The organism is Pseudomonas fluorescens HK44 (genome assembly GCF_000217955.3).
GTDB lineage: Bacteria > Pseudomonadota > Gammaproteobacteria > Pseudomonadales > Pseudomonadaceae > Aquipseudomonas > Aquipseudomonas fluorescens_AQ.
Window position 1 is genome coordinate 233,325 of the sequence record NZ_AFOY02000015.1, and the last position, 14,417, is coordinate 247,741.

Annotated in this window: 11 protein-coding genes and 5 pseudogenes; 7 read left to right on the forward strand and 9 right to left on the reverse strand. The window is 57.6% G+C overall.

Annotated features, from left to right (window positions below):
* Positions 1-38: 38 nt before the first annotated feature.
* Complete coding sequence (locus HK44_RS13780; RefSeq protein ID WP_019690929.1) at positions 39-449, forward strand: DoxX family protein; 411 nt, start codon at positions 39-41, stop codon at positions 447-449.
* An 11-nt stretch (positions 450-460) separates the two neighbouring features.
* Positions 461-1,203, forward strand: a pseudogene (locus tag HK44_RS13785) (SDR family NAD(P)-dependent oxidoreductase).
* Between the two features lie 73 nt (positions 1,204-1,276).
* Here HK44_RS13785 and HK44_RS13790 read toward each other — a convergent pair.
* The 3 genes from HK44_RS13790 to HK44_RS13800 all read right to left on the reverse strand — a co-directional run bounded on the left by HK44_RS13790 (position 1,277) and on the right by HK44_RS13800 (position 4,691).
* Positions 1,277-2,485 (reverse strand): MFS transporter, encoded by a 1,209-nt coding sequence (locus HK44_RS13790; RefSeq protein ID WP_019690928.1) that lies wholly within the window; start codon positions 2,483-2,485, stop codon positions 1,277-1,279.
* 88 nt (positions 2,486-2,573) lie between these two features.
* Positions 2,574-3,596 (reverse strand): alpha/beta hydrolase, encoded by a 1,023-nt coding sequence (locus HK44_RS13795; RefSeq protein ID WP_024264931.1) that lies wholly within the window; start codon positions 3,594-3,596, stop codon positions 2,574-2,576.
* Between the two features lie 24 nt (positions 3,597-3,620).
* Entirely contained in the window at positions 3,621-4,691 is a 1,071-nt protein-coding gene (locus HK44_RS13800; RefSeq protein WP_019690926.1) for an NAD(P)-dependent alcohol dehydrogenase, read from the reverse strand.
* A gap of 164 nt (positions 4,692-4,855) precedes the next feature.
* Here HK44_RS13800 and HK44_RS13805 point away from each other — a divergent pair, with 164 nt between their 5' ends.
* On the forward strand, positions 4,856-5,764 hold the full coding sequence (locus HK44_RS13805; protein ID WP_019690925.1) for an AraC family transcriptional regulator: 909 nt from the start codon (positions 4,856-4,858) through the stop codon (positions 5,762-5,764).
* 342 nt (positions 5,765-6,106) lie between these two features.
* Here the strand turns inward: HK44_RS13805 and HK44_RS13810 are convergent, their stop codons facing one another.
* From HK44_RS13810 to HK44_RS13830, 5 genes are all read right to left on the reverse strand, one after another.
* Complete coding sequence (locus HK44_RS13810; protein WP_024264932.1) at positions 6,107-7,240, reverse strand: lactonase family protein; 1,134 nt, start codon at positions 7,238-7,240, stop codon at positions 6,107-6,109.
* A 236-nt stretch (positions 7,241-7,476) separates the two neighbouring features.
* Complete coding sequence (locus HK44_RS13815; RefSeq protein ID WP_019690923.1) at positions 7,477-8,433, reverse strand: 2-hydroxyacid dehydrogenase; 957 nt, start codon at positions 8,431-8,433, stop codon at positions 7,477-7,479.
* A gap of 33 nt (positions 8,434-8,466) precedes the next feature.
* Positions 8,467-9,225, reverse strand: coding sequence for an SDR family oxidoreductase (locus HK44_RS13820; RefSeq protein WP_019690922.1), 759 nt, complete (start codon positions 9,223-9,225; stop codon positions 8,467-8,469).
* Between the two features lie 43 nt (positions 9,226-9,268).
* On the reverse strand, positions 9,269-9,961 hold the full coding sequence (locus HK44_RS13825) for a fumarylacetoacetate hydrolase family protein (protein ID WP_019690921.1): 693 nt from the start codon (positions 9,959-9,961) through the stop codon (positions 9,269-9,271).
* Positions 9,962-10,059: 98 nt separating this feature from the next.
* Complete coding sequence (locus HK44_RS13830; protein ID WP_019690920.1) at positions 10,060-11,409, reverse strand: MFS transporter; 1,350 nt, start codon at positions 11,407-11,409, stop codon at positions 10,060-10,062.
* A 585-nt stretch (positions 11,410-11,994) separates the two neighbouring features.
* Between HK44_RS13830 and HK44_RS13835 the strand changes: the two genes are divergently transcribed.
* Positions 11,995-12,927, forward strand: coding sequence for a helix-turn-helix transcriptional regulator (locus HK44_RS13835; protein WP_024264933.1), 933 nt, complete (start codon positions 11,995-11,997; stop codon positions 12,925-12,927).
* Positions 12,928-13,015: 88 nt separating this feature from the next.
* On the opposite strand, the pseudogene HK44_RS29760 reads toward HK44_RS13835, so the two are convergent.
* A pseudogene (locus HK44_RS29760) lies at positions 13,016-13,117 on the reverse strand (VOC family protein); the annotation flags it as partial.
* Between the two features lie 404 nt (positions 13,118-13,521).
* On the opposite strand from HK44_RS29760, the pseudogene HK44_RS13840 reads away from it, so the two are divergent.
* The 3 pseudogenes from HK44_RS13840 to HK44_RS13850 form a co-directional block, all read left to right on the forward strand.
* A pseudogene (locus tag HK44_RS13840) lies at positions 13,522-13,783 on the forward strand (Arm DNA-binding domain-containing protein); the annotation flags it as partial.
* 51 nt (positions 13,784-13,834) lie between these two features.
* Positions 13,835-14,119, forward strand: a pseudogene (locus HK44_RS13845) (nickel/cobalt efflux protein RcnA); the annotation flags it as partial.
* 5 nt (positions 14,120-14,124) lie between these two features.
* A pseudogene (locus HK44_RS13850) lies at positions 14,125-14,340 on the forward strand (TraX family protein); the annotation flags it as partial.
* Positions 14,341-14,417 lie beyond the last annotated feature (77 nt).

Sequence of the window (14,417 nt, forward strand, 5' to 3'; positions counted from 1 at the left end):
CTGAGTCGACGCAAAAATTGCCTGCTTAGGAAAACCTCATGATCGAAAACTACGTTTATTGGATCAGCACGGCGCTACTGTCGCTGCTCTATTTCGCTTCTGCCTCCCTGTACATCGCCAAAGCAGACTATGTTCGAAATGCACAGGCGGAGTTGGGTTATTCAGCCTCCCACCTGGTGCCCTTCATGATCATGGTCAAGGTACTGGGTCCTGCTGCGATTCTGTGGCGCTTTAACGTGGCGCTCAGTGATCTTGCCTATGCAGGCATGTTTTATCACCTGCTGCTCTCCGCCCTGGCACACCTGGGTGTTCGCAAGCCCAAGGGTTCTCTCCCGGCAGTCGTAGCACTGATCCTCCTGGCGGCCTCCTTCATGACACAAAACGCTGTTCGCGATCTTCCGTCGCCTTACGCACCGCCGACGGCGGTAATCCAAACGCCTCTTGAATAAAGGAGATTTATATGACTCGACTCAGTGGAAAAGTGGCCATTGTCACCGGCGCCGGCCGTGGCATCGGCCGAGCCACCGCCAAGCTTTTTGCGGTGCAAGGCGCGAAGGTGGCGGTCGTTTCACGCACGGCAGAAAATGTCGACCAGGTGGTTGCCGATATCCAGGTCGCAGGCGGCATAGCTCTCGGAATTGTCTGCGATATCGCTGATCCTGATCAAATCACTGCCACCGTCGATAAGGTGATCGCTGCCTATGGCCAGATCGACATTCTGGTAAACAATGCATTCGACCCCTCGGTGGTTTTTTCATCGGTGGTCGAGCTATCGGCCGAGCAGTTGCAGCGTAATTTTGAGATGGGGCCGATTGCCTATCTGCGAACGATGCAGGCGTGCTATTCCCACCTCAAAGCCAGCGGCGAGGGCAGGGTTATCAACTTGCGTCACTGGCCGGCGTCCTCGGAATACAGGGCTATGCCCCCTACAATATGGCGAAGGAGGCGGTGCGTGCCCTGACTCGTACAGCGGCGAGGGAGTGGGGCGCAGACAACATAACGGTGAATAACGTCATGCCGGTCGCAGACACTTGGGGTACTGCGGCCGATGTGCCTGCGCCCACTAACGTACTTGGCCGTTATGGGTCGCCGGAGGAAGACATTGCTCCGGTGGTGCTGTTCCTCGCCAGCAAGGATGGGCAATTTCTGACGGGATACAGCCTGACGCCGGACGGTGGCCAAATCATCGACAGCGCACGCTGATTTTACCGTCCAGCCTGTGAACGATTGCTCCACCGGAACCACAAGAAACGCCTTGGCGTGTCTTGTGGTTTTTTCATGCGATGTTCACCGATGCAACCGGCTCCCGCGTGGCTGCGCGTGCAGCCAGGAGGGCAAGAGCAGCCGCCACGCCCAACAACGCGGCGCTCAACTCGAAGGTCGCTCGATAGCCGCTCGAGTCAAACACCAGCCCGCCAACGGTTGCACCCGAGGCAATGGCCAGTTGAATGATCGCCACCATTAAGCCGCCTCCCGCTTCAGCAGCCTCTGGCAATGTTCTGGTCAGCCATGTCCACCATCCCACCGGGGCCGCCGTTGCAACCAGCCCCCAGAGACCCAACAAGACAGTGGTGGCCGCCGCCGAGCTGCCGAATGAAACGAGCGCCAGTGCGATCATTGCCATCAAAATCGGTATGACGATGAGGGTGCGATGCAGGCCATTTTTCAAGAAGGCTTCAATCAGGAAGGTTCCCGCGAGGCCCGCCAGACCCAGGACGAGCAACATCAGCGACAGCATGGAAACACTGACGTGCGTGATCGTTTCAAGGAACGGGCGCAGGTAGGTAAACAGCATGAACTGACCCATGAAAAAGACACTGACCGCCACCATGCCTAACGCGACCGGTAGGCTTTTCATCAGCCTGAAGACATTCCCAGTGCCTGAACCACTTTGCGACTTCATCGCCGGAAGGCTAAACAGAAGCCAGACAGAGGCGATTACCGCGACCGGGATGACGCACAAAAATGCACCGCGCCAGCCGATCAACGCGCCAAGGAAACTGCCCAACGGCGCTGCAATCACTGTTGCCAGAGCGTTGCCGCCGTTGACGATTGCCATGGCGCGAGTGATCTGGTCTTCAGGCACCAGGCGCATGGCGGTCGCCGCCGACAGCGACCAGAAGCCGCCTATCGCTACCCCGATCAACGCGCGGCCGATCATGAATACCCAGTAATTCGGCGCGAAAGCGACCACTGTTCCCGAAATGATCATCAGCACAGTCAGTGACAACAGCAGAGGTTTGCGGTCGACCCGCGCCGCCACCGAAGCGATCAGGAGGCTGGCGAACAGCGCAAACAGCCCTGAGACAGAAATGCCCAGGCCCGCTTGCCCCTCGGTGATATGCAGATCGGCGGCAATTGGCGTCAGCAGGCTGACGGGCATGAATTCCGACGCCACCAGCACGAAGGCTGCAAGCGACATGGCAAATACGGCGCCCCACGATTGTTCAGCTTTCCGGGGGGCGTGGAGGGAGTAGCTGGTCATTGATTGAATCCTGTCATGCGCGAAGCGTTGCGGCCCCGTAAACGAGGCCGCGAGAGAGAGCCGGTGCCCGACCAGGGGCACCGGCCAGTTACTTCAGGTTGCTTTTGAAGAACGAGGTCAACTTGGCGAATGGAATGAGGTTGACCCGGTCGTAGAGATCCACATGCCCGGCATCCGGAATGATGAGCAGCTCTTTAGGCTCGGCAGCGCGTTTGTACGCATCCTCGCTGAATTCGCGTGAGTGGGCCTCGGCGCCAGTAATGAATAGCAACGGGCGAGGGGAGATCGTCTCGATGTCGTTGAACGGATAGAAGTTCATGAATTTCACGTTGCTGGTCAGCGTCGGCATGGTGGTTGTCTGCGCCGACGCACCGGCAGGCGTAACCTCACCTCGTGGAGTGCGGTAGAAGTCGTAAAACTCGTCACCCACAGCGTTGCCGGTCAGTTTCAGTGGTGAGCCGCTCGTATAGCGGGTCTGCCCTCCCTGGAACTCCACGTCGCGCTGTTGCGCCGCTTCGCGAACGATCTGCTGGCGTTGTTCAACCGTTACGCCGTGCTTGAGGCCGTTACGATTGGCCGCGCCCATGTCGTACATACTGACGGTGGCGATGGCCCTGAGACGCGGATCAATCTTGGCCGCACTGATGGCGAAGCTGCCACTGCCACAGATGCCGATAACGCCGATACGCTCACGATCGACAATCGATCGAGTGCCGAGAAAGTCCACCGCGGCACTGAAGTCTTCGGCGTAGATATCCGGCGAGACTGCCTGACGAGGCGTGCCCTCGCTTTCGCCCCAGAAGGATAAATCCAGCGACAGTGTGACAAATCCCTGCTCGGCCATTTTAGTGGCGTACAGGTTTGCGCTCTGCTCCTTCACCGCCCCCATGGGATGGCCGACGATGATGGCGGCGTTCCTGGATTTGGGATCGAGGTCTTTCGAGGTAAACAGGTTGCCTGCCACCTTCATACCGTATTGATTTTTAAAGGTGACCTTTTCTACGGTCACCTTATCGCTCTTGTAGAAATTCTCCGCGCCGTTCGACCTATCGACTCCCATTGAAGAAAAAGAGGTAACAAGCAGCCCGAGGGCAAGCAAAATGCCTTTCACTGGATAGTCCTTTCGATTGAGTGGTTATTCGCTGGCGTCTTTCGCTTGGCCAGCCAATGTGGCGTTGTCGATCACGAAGCGATATTTGACGTCGCCCTTGAGCATCCGCTCGTAGGACTCGTTGATCTGATAGGCTCGAACCAGTTCGATGTCGGCGACGATGCCGTGCTCGGCGCAGAAATCCAGCATCTCCTGCGTTTCGGGGATCCCGCCGATCATCGAGCCGGCAATCGTTCGGCGCTTCATGATCAGATTGAACACGTCGGGCGATGGATGCGGCGAGGCGGGCGCACCGACCAACGTCAGCGCACCGTCACGTTTGAGCAACACCAGAAAAGCATCCAGGTCTTGGGGCGCTGCGACGGTATTGAGGATGAAGTCGAAGCTCTTGGCATGCGCGGCCATCTCCTCAGCGTTGCGCGACACCACAACTTCATCGGCACCCAGTTGTGTCGCCGCTTCGCGCTTGGATTCAGAAGTGGTGAATGCCACGACATGGGCACCCATCGCATGGGCCAGCTTGATGCCCATGTGGCCCAGCCCACCGATGCCGACCACGCCGATTTTCTTGCCCGGCCCGGCGTTCCAGTGACGCAACGGAGAATACGTGGTGATGCCCGCGCACAGCAGCGGCGCGACGGCGGCCAGTTGCTCCTCCGGGTGGCGGATGCGCAGAACATAACGTTCATGCACCACAATGTTTTGCGAGTAGCCGCCGAGCGTCCAGCCGGGTGCGTCCGGGGTCGGGAAGTTGTAGGTGCCGATCATGCCATCGCAGTAGTTTTCCAGACCGGTTTCACAATCGTCACAGTGTTTGCAGCTGTCGACGATGCAACCAACACCGACCAGGTCTCCAACAGTGAAATCCGAAACATGCGCACCCACCGCCGATACACGGCCGACAATTTCGTGCCCCGGTACGCAAGGAAACTGAGTGCCTGCCCATTCGGCACGCACCTGATGCAAGTCCGAATGGCAGATACCGCAGAAGGCGATATCGATCTGAACGTCATGGGCGGCGGGGGAACGGCGACTGATCTGCAAAGGCTCAAGGGGTTTGTCGCCCGCATGAGCACCATAGGCTTGTACAAGCATGGGAGAGTCCTCGAGGGTATGTCGGATGAACATTCTCCCGCTCTGCCCAGAGGCTCTGTAGTGCAATCCGCTGGATTACTTGCCTGATTCTATGAGTCTGCGTTCTATTGCAGGACGGTTGCGTGCGGGCGAGTTAGAGTTCAGCGAAGAGGTACGAGAGGAACATGATGACCCAACACGAAACCGCCACATCGCCCCAGGAGGCGCTCGCCCAGGTCATTGGCTCGCAGGTCTTGAAACCCGGTGACTACGGAACCTCGATTGCGGGCCTCGGCTTCTTTAGGCGCGAACACCCGTCGCCGCCCGTTGTTTGCATGGTCGAACCGAGCATCATTCTTGTCGCCCAAGGCGAGAAACAGCTGTGGGTAGGCGGTGAGGGTTATCCGTATGACACCTCGCGTTTTCTGGTCACCTCACTGGATTTGCCGGCCAACTCGGAGGTGCTCGCGGCGAGCCCGGAACAACCGTGCCTGGGGCTGACGTTCAAGCTCGATTTGCGCATGCTGGCAGAGCTGATAGCGCAGAGTGACCTACCGCCCACCCGTGAACGCTCCATCGCGAAAGGGGTAGGCATCGGTTCAGTGACCGCAGCCATGCTGGCGCCGTTCGAGCGCTTGTTGGCGCTGCTCGATGAGCCGGAAGCTATTCCTGTTCTCGCCCCTTTGATCCAGCGTGAAATTCACTACCGTCTCTTGAAAAGTGATCAGGCGGGCAGGTTGCGACAAATCACTTCTGTCGATGGCCAGGGCTATCGAATCGCCAAAGCCATCGATTGGCTGAAGTTGAATTACACCTCGGCCCTTCGTGTCGACGAACTTGCCGCCCGGGTACAGATGAGCACGCCGACCTTTCACCACCATTTCCGCCAGCTCACCGCGATGAGCCCGTTGCAGTACCAAAAATGGCTACGGCTAAACGAGGCGAGGCGCTTGATGCTCAATGAGCATCAGGATGTATCGAGTGCGGCGTTCAAAGTCGGTTATGAGAGCCCTTCGCAGTTCAGCCGCGAATACAGCCGACTGTTTGGAGTCGCGCCTAAACGAGATATCGCAGTGTTGCGAGGGGCAGGCTAGCGACATGGTGAGGTCATTCAAAAATGGTGGTTGGTCCACGAGCGAATACTCCGCCCAAGATGTGAGGGAGCTATTTATAAAACGGAAAAAACCATTAACAATCAGGCTTTTATGTCAAAAATAGCCGGATGCGATGGGCTACACCTAACGGTTTTTTTGCCCCCAAACGGATCTCCGACGGAGAGCTACCAAACCAGCGTTTGCAAGAACGTGCCCGGAGAAACCCACGGGGATTCACGGCAAACACCTTGCGCTGCGTTTTATGGATGACCGCCAAGCCATGGAGGTCGGAATGAGCCAACTCCAGACCTCCATGCGTCGCGTCTTTTTTCCGCCCGAAGATTATTCCACCGACGTTTGCAATACCTCAATCCATAACGCACCTTTTCCCGACGCCGCTTCACCTACACGTTTCAAGGCGCCGTTGTTGCTGACCGCGTAAGTGCCGACTTTTTCGCTTTTCTCACCCGTTACCAGCAACCAGTGCCCGTTGGGTGAAAAAGCGATATTGCGTGGCTGCTTCTCTTCCACCGGATAGTTCTCAAGAAAGCTCAAGCCGCCTGTTGAAGGGTCAACCGCGAACGCCGATACCGAACTGCTGGTGCGCTCGGTCATCAACAGTAGCTTGCCGTCGGGTGAGATCCGCAGGTCCGCCGCCCAGATACGTGGTGTGGGGTCATCCTTCAGGTCGTTGTTACGGGCATCACGCACTTCGCCGCGAGCCAGCTTCAAACGCTCGGGAATGCCATTGGCAACGGCAATCTGACTCAAGGCACCGGTGCTGTCATTGATTGAAAACGCTGTGACCGTGCCGCTCATTTCACCGACCACATACAGGTATTTGCCGTTCGGGGAAAAGGCCAGGTGCCGAGGCCCGGTATTGTCCGGGACACTGATGTAGCCGCTGCCGATGGGGGTGAGCGCGCCGGTTTTGGCATCAAGGCGATATTGCAGGACCTGGTCCGCGCCAAGATTGCCCGCGTAGGCAAAACGGTTGCTTGGGTCGGTTCGAACCGAATGTGCATGCGGACCTGTTTTGTAGCTCAGGATGCTGGCAGAAGGCTGATAGGCCTTGTCGATGGCCTGAACGCTGACGGTATCGGCACCGTAGGATGCACCGAGCAGATAGTGTCCTTTTCTATCGGTAGACAGGTAAGCCATGCTTTCTGCCAGTGGCGCTTTGGACAGCGGCGTCAGATGTCCGCTCTTGGGATCTATGCGGTAGCCCAGCACCTGAAACGGCTTGACCCGCAAGGCGGCAAACAGCACTTTGCCGTCAGGGGTGATGGCCATGGGGTTGACCTGATCACCGGCGTTGACCTGTTCAATCAGGCTCAGCGCGCCGTTGTTCTGGTCAAGGCGATACTGGGAAATCATTCCGTCTCCCGGGCTCGAGATATAGGCAAAGGTGGCGGCATTGGCTTGCAGGCTGAGACCGTAGACAACGGCAGCGGCCAAGAGGAAGGGGGTTCTCACAGGTGGTCCCTTATTTTTATGATAGTGGTCAGTCATCCTATGACTGTTCTTGGGCAACATCAATCATGGCTTTTCTCAGGTTGGAAAGTAACTTCATGGCTCAGGCGCAGTGTTTACGAGACCTTGGCCCGGTTCGGCTATGCGCAGCTGAATCCCTTTTTCGCCAGTTGGGCGTCGATCTGTTTACCTGACACTGAGCCGCCGAGGGGACGCAACGTCCCCTCGGTGGCCAACGTTCAGTCAGTCACGGAACCGTGCGGTATTCTCCCGGCGAAACTGTCCACCAGGCTCGCCACCACCATCTCTCCCATTCGCGTGCGGGTCTGCAGCGTCGCACTCGCGCGATGGGGCTGCAGAACCACGTTCTCGTTACCAAACAGTGCCTCGGGGACGTTCGGTTCATCGACAAACACATCCAGCGCCGCACCCGCGATCTCACCAGCGGCAAGCGCCGCCACCAGATCAACCTCGTTGACCAGCTTGCCGCGCGCCACGTTGATCAGATACCCGTCCTTGCCCAGCGCCTGCAGCACCTCGGCATTGATGATGGCTTCAGCCTTGTCGGCAGCGGCCGCGAGAATCAGCGCATCACTGTTGCTGGCCAACTGCTTCAGATCGGCGAAGAAAGTGTGGTTCACATCGCTCATCGGCTGCAGATCGGTGTAGCTGATCGGGCAGCCGAACGCCGCGGCTCGAGTCGCCACTGCACGGCCGACCCGGCCCATGCCGACAATCCCGATGTGCATGCCCGACACCTGACGCGCCAACGGCAACGGAGCCAACGGCGTCGGGCTATGGGGCCATTGCCCCGAACGCACATAACGATCACTGGTGCACAGGCCCCGGCACACGGCAATCAACAAGCCGATGGCCAGGTCGGCGACATCCTCGGTCAGCGCGCCGATGGTCGCGGTCACGCGGATCCCGCGATCCCGGGCGTAAGCCAGATCCACCGCATCGGTGCCCACGCCATTGACCGCCACCACTTCCAGTTTGGGTAATTGCGCCATCAGCGCCTGACTGATACCGGTATGCCCGCCTGTAATCACCCCGCGAATGTTCGCGCCGTGTGCCTGCAAATAAGCCTGCTTGTCGGCTTGCTGGAAGTAACGTCTGACGGTAAACAACTCATCGAGCAGGGCGTTGATTTCAGGGATCAGGATCGGGCTGAGCTGCAAGACTTCTGGCTTCATGTAAACCTCGCGTAACGGAATAAAAAGGCCGGTTTAACCGCGACCGGCAAACGGCATGGCACTGGCCATGACGGTCATGTTCAGGACGTTCGCCTCCAGCGGCAGGCCGGCGATGTAGCGCACGGCATCGGCCACATGCTTGACGTCCACCATCGGCTCCACGGCGATGGTGCCGTTGGCCTGGCGCACACCTTTGGTCATGCGCACCGACATTTCGGTCAGGGCGTTGCCAATGTCGATCTGGCTGCAGGCGATGTTGAATTCGCGCCCATCCAGGGCCAGGGATTTGGTCAGCCCCAGCACCGCATGTTTGCTGGCGGTGTAGGCGCTGCTGAAGGGGCGTGGGGTATGCGCCGAGATCGAGCCGTTATTGATGATGCGTCCGCCCTGTGGCTGTTGCCGGCGCATCAGTGCGAAGGCACCACGGGCGCAGAGGAAAACGCCGTTGAGGTTGGTGTCGATCACGTTTCGCCACTGCTCGAACGTCAGCTCATCAAGCGGCACTGCAGGGGCGTTGACCCCGGCGTTGTTGAACACCACGTCTAGGCGTCCGTATACCTCGGTGATGGTGGCAAACAGCGCATCGACACTGGCCGGGTCGCGTACATCAGTGGGCACCGCCAACGCTTCGTGTCCTTCGCTGAGCGCCAATTCGACCAAGGCCTGCAACGGCTCAGGCCGACGTCCGGCCAATACCAGGGTAAATCCGTCTGCCATCAGAGCCAGCGCCACGGCGCGGCCGATTCCGCTGCCGGCGCCGGTGACCAAGGCCACTTTCAAAGGACTGGACATGTTGTTATCTCCTTTTTTCAATTCACGAGCGTGTATGTCGGGTTCAAGGTCGCTGACCGACGCGCATTTCCAGTTGGCCGATGCCGTCGATCCCGGCATTGATGATGTCGCCCGGTTGCAGCACATCGACGCCCGCCGGGCTGCCGGTCATGATCAAGTCACCGGCCCGGAGCGCTACCGATTGCGAGATGCGGCTGATGATTTCACTGACCGACCAGATCTGGCTGTCGAGGCTGTCGCGTTGGCGCTCTTCGCCGTTGACGTTCAGCCACAAATCACCGTCCGGGTGTCCGGCACGAGTCACCGGCACGATGGCGGTCATCGGCGCGGCGCCGTCGAATACCTTGGCACCTTCCCACGGCAAACCATTGCTTTTGGCCGCACGCTGGACATCACGACGGGTCAGATCAAGACCGACGGCATAGCCCCAGACATAGGCCTGCGCCTGACTCTCCGGAATATTGGCGCCGCCTTCACCGATGGCCACGACCAATTCGATTTCGTGGACAAATTCTTCGGTCAACGGTGGAAAAGTCACTTCACCCGCCGCATCCACCACGTTGCTCGCCGGTTTCATGAAGAACACTGGTGGCTGGCGGGACTGGCCCTGGGTGTCTGGCCAAGGGTAGTTGCGGCCGACGCAAAATACCCGGCCAACGGGAAAGCGCTGCTGGCTGCCGGCAACCGGCAAGGTCACGGGCAGATCCGGGGTAAACACGTACTCGGTCATCGTCATTTTTGTAGTCGTCCTGTTTGAAGCGTCAGCGTACGGCGGCAATCTTTTGCAAAGTTGGACGAAAGCCGCTTCGTGTTGGAGAAAAACGGTGTCTTGGCTCAGCGCGCCTTGAGTTCGATGCGATACAAGCGACCGAGCAGTAACGAATAGGACAAGGTGCCCATCAGCGCCACGCCCCCAATGAACCAAAAGGCGTAGGCAAACGAGCCTGTCGCGTGGACGATGCCGCCAATCACGATTGGGGTGACGATCCCGCCGATGTTGGCGGCCAGGCTGGTGACCCCGCCGGTCAGTCCGATCAATTCCTTGGGCGCGACTTCTGATACGGCCGCCCACGACGACGAAGCGATTCCCTGGGCGAAGAAGGCAATGGTCAGCACGGCAATACAGATCACGTTCGAGTCGGTGAAATTCACCAGCACGATCGACATACCCAGCATCGATCCGACTACCAATGGCAACTTGCGAGCGAAGGACATTGAGTAACCACGGCGTATCAGCAAGTCAGAGACGATGCCGGCCAGCAGAATGCCAACCGTTGCGCCCACGAAGGGCAGCACGGCGAAGATCCCGGCCTTGATCATGGTCAGCTTGCGTTCTTCGATCAGGTATGTCGGGAACCAGGTCAGGAAGAAATACAACGCCGAGGTGCTGGCGAACTTGCCGATGCAAATCGCCCAGATCTGCCGATAGCTGAACAGCTCTGCGATCTGCCGCCAGTTGAACCGGGTGCGTTCCTGACTGCTCCTGACCAGTCCACCCCCGGCTTCGATGTACTTCAGCTCTTCCTGGCTGACGTTCTTGCAGCTCAGCGGATCGCGGTACACGTAGAGCCAGATCACACCGAACACAATGCCGAGTATCCCGGTGCTGTAGAAAACATGGCGCCAGTCATAAGTCGTGGCCAGCCATAACAGCACGCCGGTAAACAGTGCCGTGCCCAGATATTGGCCGCACACGTAAATGCTGCTGGCCAGGCCCCGTTCGCGGGCCGGGAACCACACCGTGACCGCTCGGCTGTTGGCCGGAAACGCTGGAGCTTCCATGGCACCGACGGCCAGTCGCAGCCCGAACAGCGAAGCGAATCCTGTGGCAAAGCCTTGGCACACGGTAACCGTCGACCAACTGATCAGCGACACCCCGTAAGTGAACCGGGAACCGAAGCGATCGGCGATGAACCCGGCGGGGACCAAGGCGAGTGCGTAGGTCCAGGCAAACGCGGAAAAAATCAGGCCCATTTCGATCTTGTCCAGGTCCAGATCCTTGGCCATGAACGGTGCGGCAATCGAGATGTTTACGCGGTCGATGTAGTTGATGATGGTCGCAATCAGCAGCAACGACAGCATGAACCAGCGCCGACGCGTCGGCAGTCGCTGAGGCAACAGGGCGTCCCTGGCGCCGGCGCTCACCGACGGCGCGGTGGACGGGGAGGTTTGCGAGTTCGACATGGGTAGACCTTTTTATTGTTAGAGGAATCGAGATGTTCGCGCGCAGCCGAAGCCGATGCCCCCAGTGTCGGGGCAGAGCAATCGCTACTTGAATGAGAGGCGCGGACAGCCGCTGTCAGGCGCTCAAATACGCCTTCGGACTGGCTCGATCGGGGGAGGGTTGGCGAGGGGGAAAAACAGATTCATCACGAGCGCACCTTTTGATTGTTTTTGGAAGGGTCGGGCTGCATTGGTTGTTACAGTGGTCGTACAACCTCTCAAAATCAACGGAGGCGTTAGATCGTTTTTTCTCCTGTAAAAGGCGATTAATGCAGGTGTCCAAGAGAAATCAAATCGGCTCATTTCCCTCGTTATGCTTTATTCGCTTCATAAGTAGATGTTTTTAAAAGATTAAATATTTTTGTGTGCTCGTAGTTTTTTGGACAGACGACACATCACACACGGATACAATTAATTCTCTGTATTTCGTTGTCATCCTATGACGTGTTGAAGCCAGCGGTGTCTGCCTTCACAATCACCGCGGTCGCCGCCTGCGTCGCGGCGCGACGACAACCTGTCCATGTACCTGTCGAGGATCCTCAGGCGATGTCGTCACCGAGTCGAGTACCCACTTACGTCATGCAGCAACGCAGCGAATTGACGGACTTTTACATCCGCGACAAAAAGGGCCGGCGCGCCGAAACCAGCCCGCATCGCCATGAGTATTTCCAGATCCAGGTCAACCTCGGTGGCGATACCGTGCAGCACATCGGCAACGTCGAACGTCCGTTTCCGCGCAATACGCTGGCCTTCATCCTGCCGCATCGCGTGCACGTGATTCCGCATCCGGTCGACAGCAATTTCATGGTGATCAATTTTTCCCAGACCTTCCTGCTCCCGCACTTGCAGTGCGATCCTATGGATCTGGAGGAAGTCTCGATACTCCTGGCCCCGGAGTTATCGCCGTTCCGCTTTCAGGAGCATCTGGATTTCATTCTGGGCGATGAGGATTTCAATAAAGTCTGTGCCCTGATCGAACAGATGCGCGTGCTCGATGAGAACCGTCAGTTCGGCACCCGCGAGATGCTCAAGGGGTTGTTGCTGCAACTGGTGGGGAGCGTTTGTGCCTTGTATGCCGAGCCGCTCAAACGATTGGCCGAAGAGAATGCCGCCGAAGTCAGTCGGCGCGATGCGCTGAGCAGGATGTCCGAATACTTGCGCAAGAATATTGCCGACCCCGATCTCAACCTGATCAAGGTGGCTGCTGCGACGTACCTGTCACCGACGTATCTGACGCACTGGTTGCGCAAGGAAATCGGCAAGACCTTCACTGAGCTGGTGCTCGAGCGCAGGATGCACGCGGCACGCAATTATCTGCTCAATGGAACCCGGCCGGTGGGGGAGGTGGCGAGGTTGTGCGGTTTCGCTGACGAAGCTTATTTCTCCCGACGCTTTCGCCAGATACATGGCCAGCCACCTGGGCAATTCAGACGTCAGCAGCTCAATCCTGATACGCCGCAATCACCGTCCTACACGTGATCGACAGCTGTAGGTGATGTGGCGGTAGATACGAGGTCGATCTGGGCGCACCGGATTGGCCGAAATCGGACGTTCACCGCAGGATCTCTCAGGCATACGCAGTCTCTACAAATGCCTCCAGCGCCTTGTCTTCCAGGATCTCGATAGAGAAGTGCCCGAAGCGCTTGGGCAGCCAGAAGATGCGTGCCCCGCAATATTCAGATGGCTTGAAGCAGAACCCAGTGGCTTGCCTTGGTATTTCTCCTTTTTTGCTCTTGAAGCGCCCCAAAAACAAGTCCAGAATTAAGTCTTTTCCTGCTTCGGCAAGAAAAGAAACCCCTTAGATTTCAATGGGTAGGACGCTAGATGCGAGTCTCGTTTCCCGCTCCAATTATTTTTCTATAGACTTCCATTGAGGTATGTAGAAACCAAAAAAAGAGGCTAAGGCCTCTTTTTTCGTTCCAGTAAAGTCTATTTTTATACATCAATAGCCACGATTTTTTAGTACATTTTTTAGTACATCAATTCGACGCTTGGTAAATCAGTTTTTAGAGATGCTTGGCGTTCTGAAAACCGTACAACACTTCTTCATTCATATGAAATGGAGCTAGTACGATGGTCCTTACCAACACGGCGGTCCGACACGCTAAGCCTCGCACCAAAAATTACACCCTTCCTGACTTTGATGGGCTAGCGCTTTTCGTGAATACGAACGGTACCAAGAGCTGGCACTTCCGCTTTTCTTGGGCGGGCAAGCAGCCCCGTATTTCTTTCGGTACCTATCCTGAAATTGGTCTACGCGATGCTCGCGTTCTGCGCGATATCGCCAGGGCGCTAGTCGGGAAGGGTATCGATCCCCGCGATCAACGACGCCTTGAGCGCAATGCCAGACTGGTGTATCTGGAAAGTGCCTCCAGAGCGCCGTTGCACATCTGGGCTGATTCCTTGTCCGGCTGCCATCACCGTTCTGTTGTTGTGTCTTCAAGTTAAAGAAGTCGCGTTGGGAGGCATGCTTGTCTTGTGCTTCAGCATTGGCTTGGCGATCACTCTGGTTACCGTGGGAGCAGCCACGGCCATTGGCGCACGGCAGGCCTCCAACCGCTGGCCGTGGCTGGGCACCGTTGCACGGCGGGCGCCTCATTTGTCCAGCGTGTTGATCATTGGTGTCGGTCTGTGCGTGGGTATTCACGGCTGGATCGGTTTGAACACATAAGGCTTATGACTGAGACTCACCCAGATCTGGTTCCTTCGTTGAAAGGCCGCAGCGCCAGCCTTGATCTGATCAAATGGCTGGCGATGTTGATAATGATCATCGATCACTTGCGGTTGGTGTGGCCGGAACTGAGCACGCCGTTCATTCCAGGCCGGCTCGCTTTCCCACTGTTTTGTGTCGCCATAGCGGCCAACGTCGCACGGTCCATACGTGGTGAATGGCTGAACATTTTTCCGAAGAGGCGGGGGGTGGTGTCGACTTGCCGCTTAAGGTCAATGGTGCCTAATGCGAGAAGGTC

Coding starts and splice junctions, on each gene's coding strand:
- HK44_RS13800 (WP_019690926.1), bottom strand. CDS start 4,691: ATGCTTGTACAAGCCTATGGTGCTCATGCGGGCGACAAACCCCTTGAG.
- HK44_RS13790 (WP_019690928.1), bottom strand. CDS start 2,485: ATGACCAGCTACTCCCTCCACGCCCCCCGGAAAGCTGAACAATCGTGG.
- HK44_RS13805 (WP_019690925.1), top strand. CDS start 4,856: ATGATGACCCAACACGAAACCGCCACATCGCCCCAGGAGGCGCTCGCC.
- HK44_RS13820 (WP_019690922.1), bottom strand. CDS start 9,225: ATGTCCAGTCCTTTGAAAGTGGCCTTGGTCACCGGCGCCGGCAGCGGA.
- HK44_RS13825 (WP_019690921.1), bottom strand. CDS start 9,961: ATGACGATGACCGAGTACGTGTTTACCCCGGATCTGCCCGTGACCTTG.
- HK44_RS13835 (WP_024264933.1), top strand. CDS start 11,995: ATGTCGTCACCGAGTCGAGTACCCACTTACGTCATGCAGCAACGCAGC.
- HK44_RS13815 (WP_019690923.1), bottom strand. CDS start 8,433: ATGAAGCCAGAAGTCTTGCAGCTCAGCCCGATCCTGATCCCTGAAATC.
- HK44_RS13780 (WP_019690929.1), top strand. CDS start 39: ATGATCGAAAACTACGTTTATTGGATCAGCACGGCGCTACTGTCGCTG.
- HK44_RS13830 (WP_019690920.1), bottom strand. CDS start 11,409: ATGTCGAACTCGCAAACCTCCCCGTCCACCGCGCCGTCGGTGAGCGCC.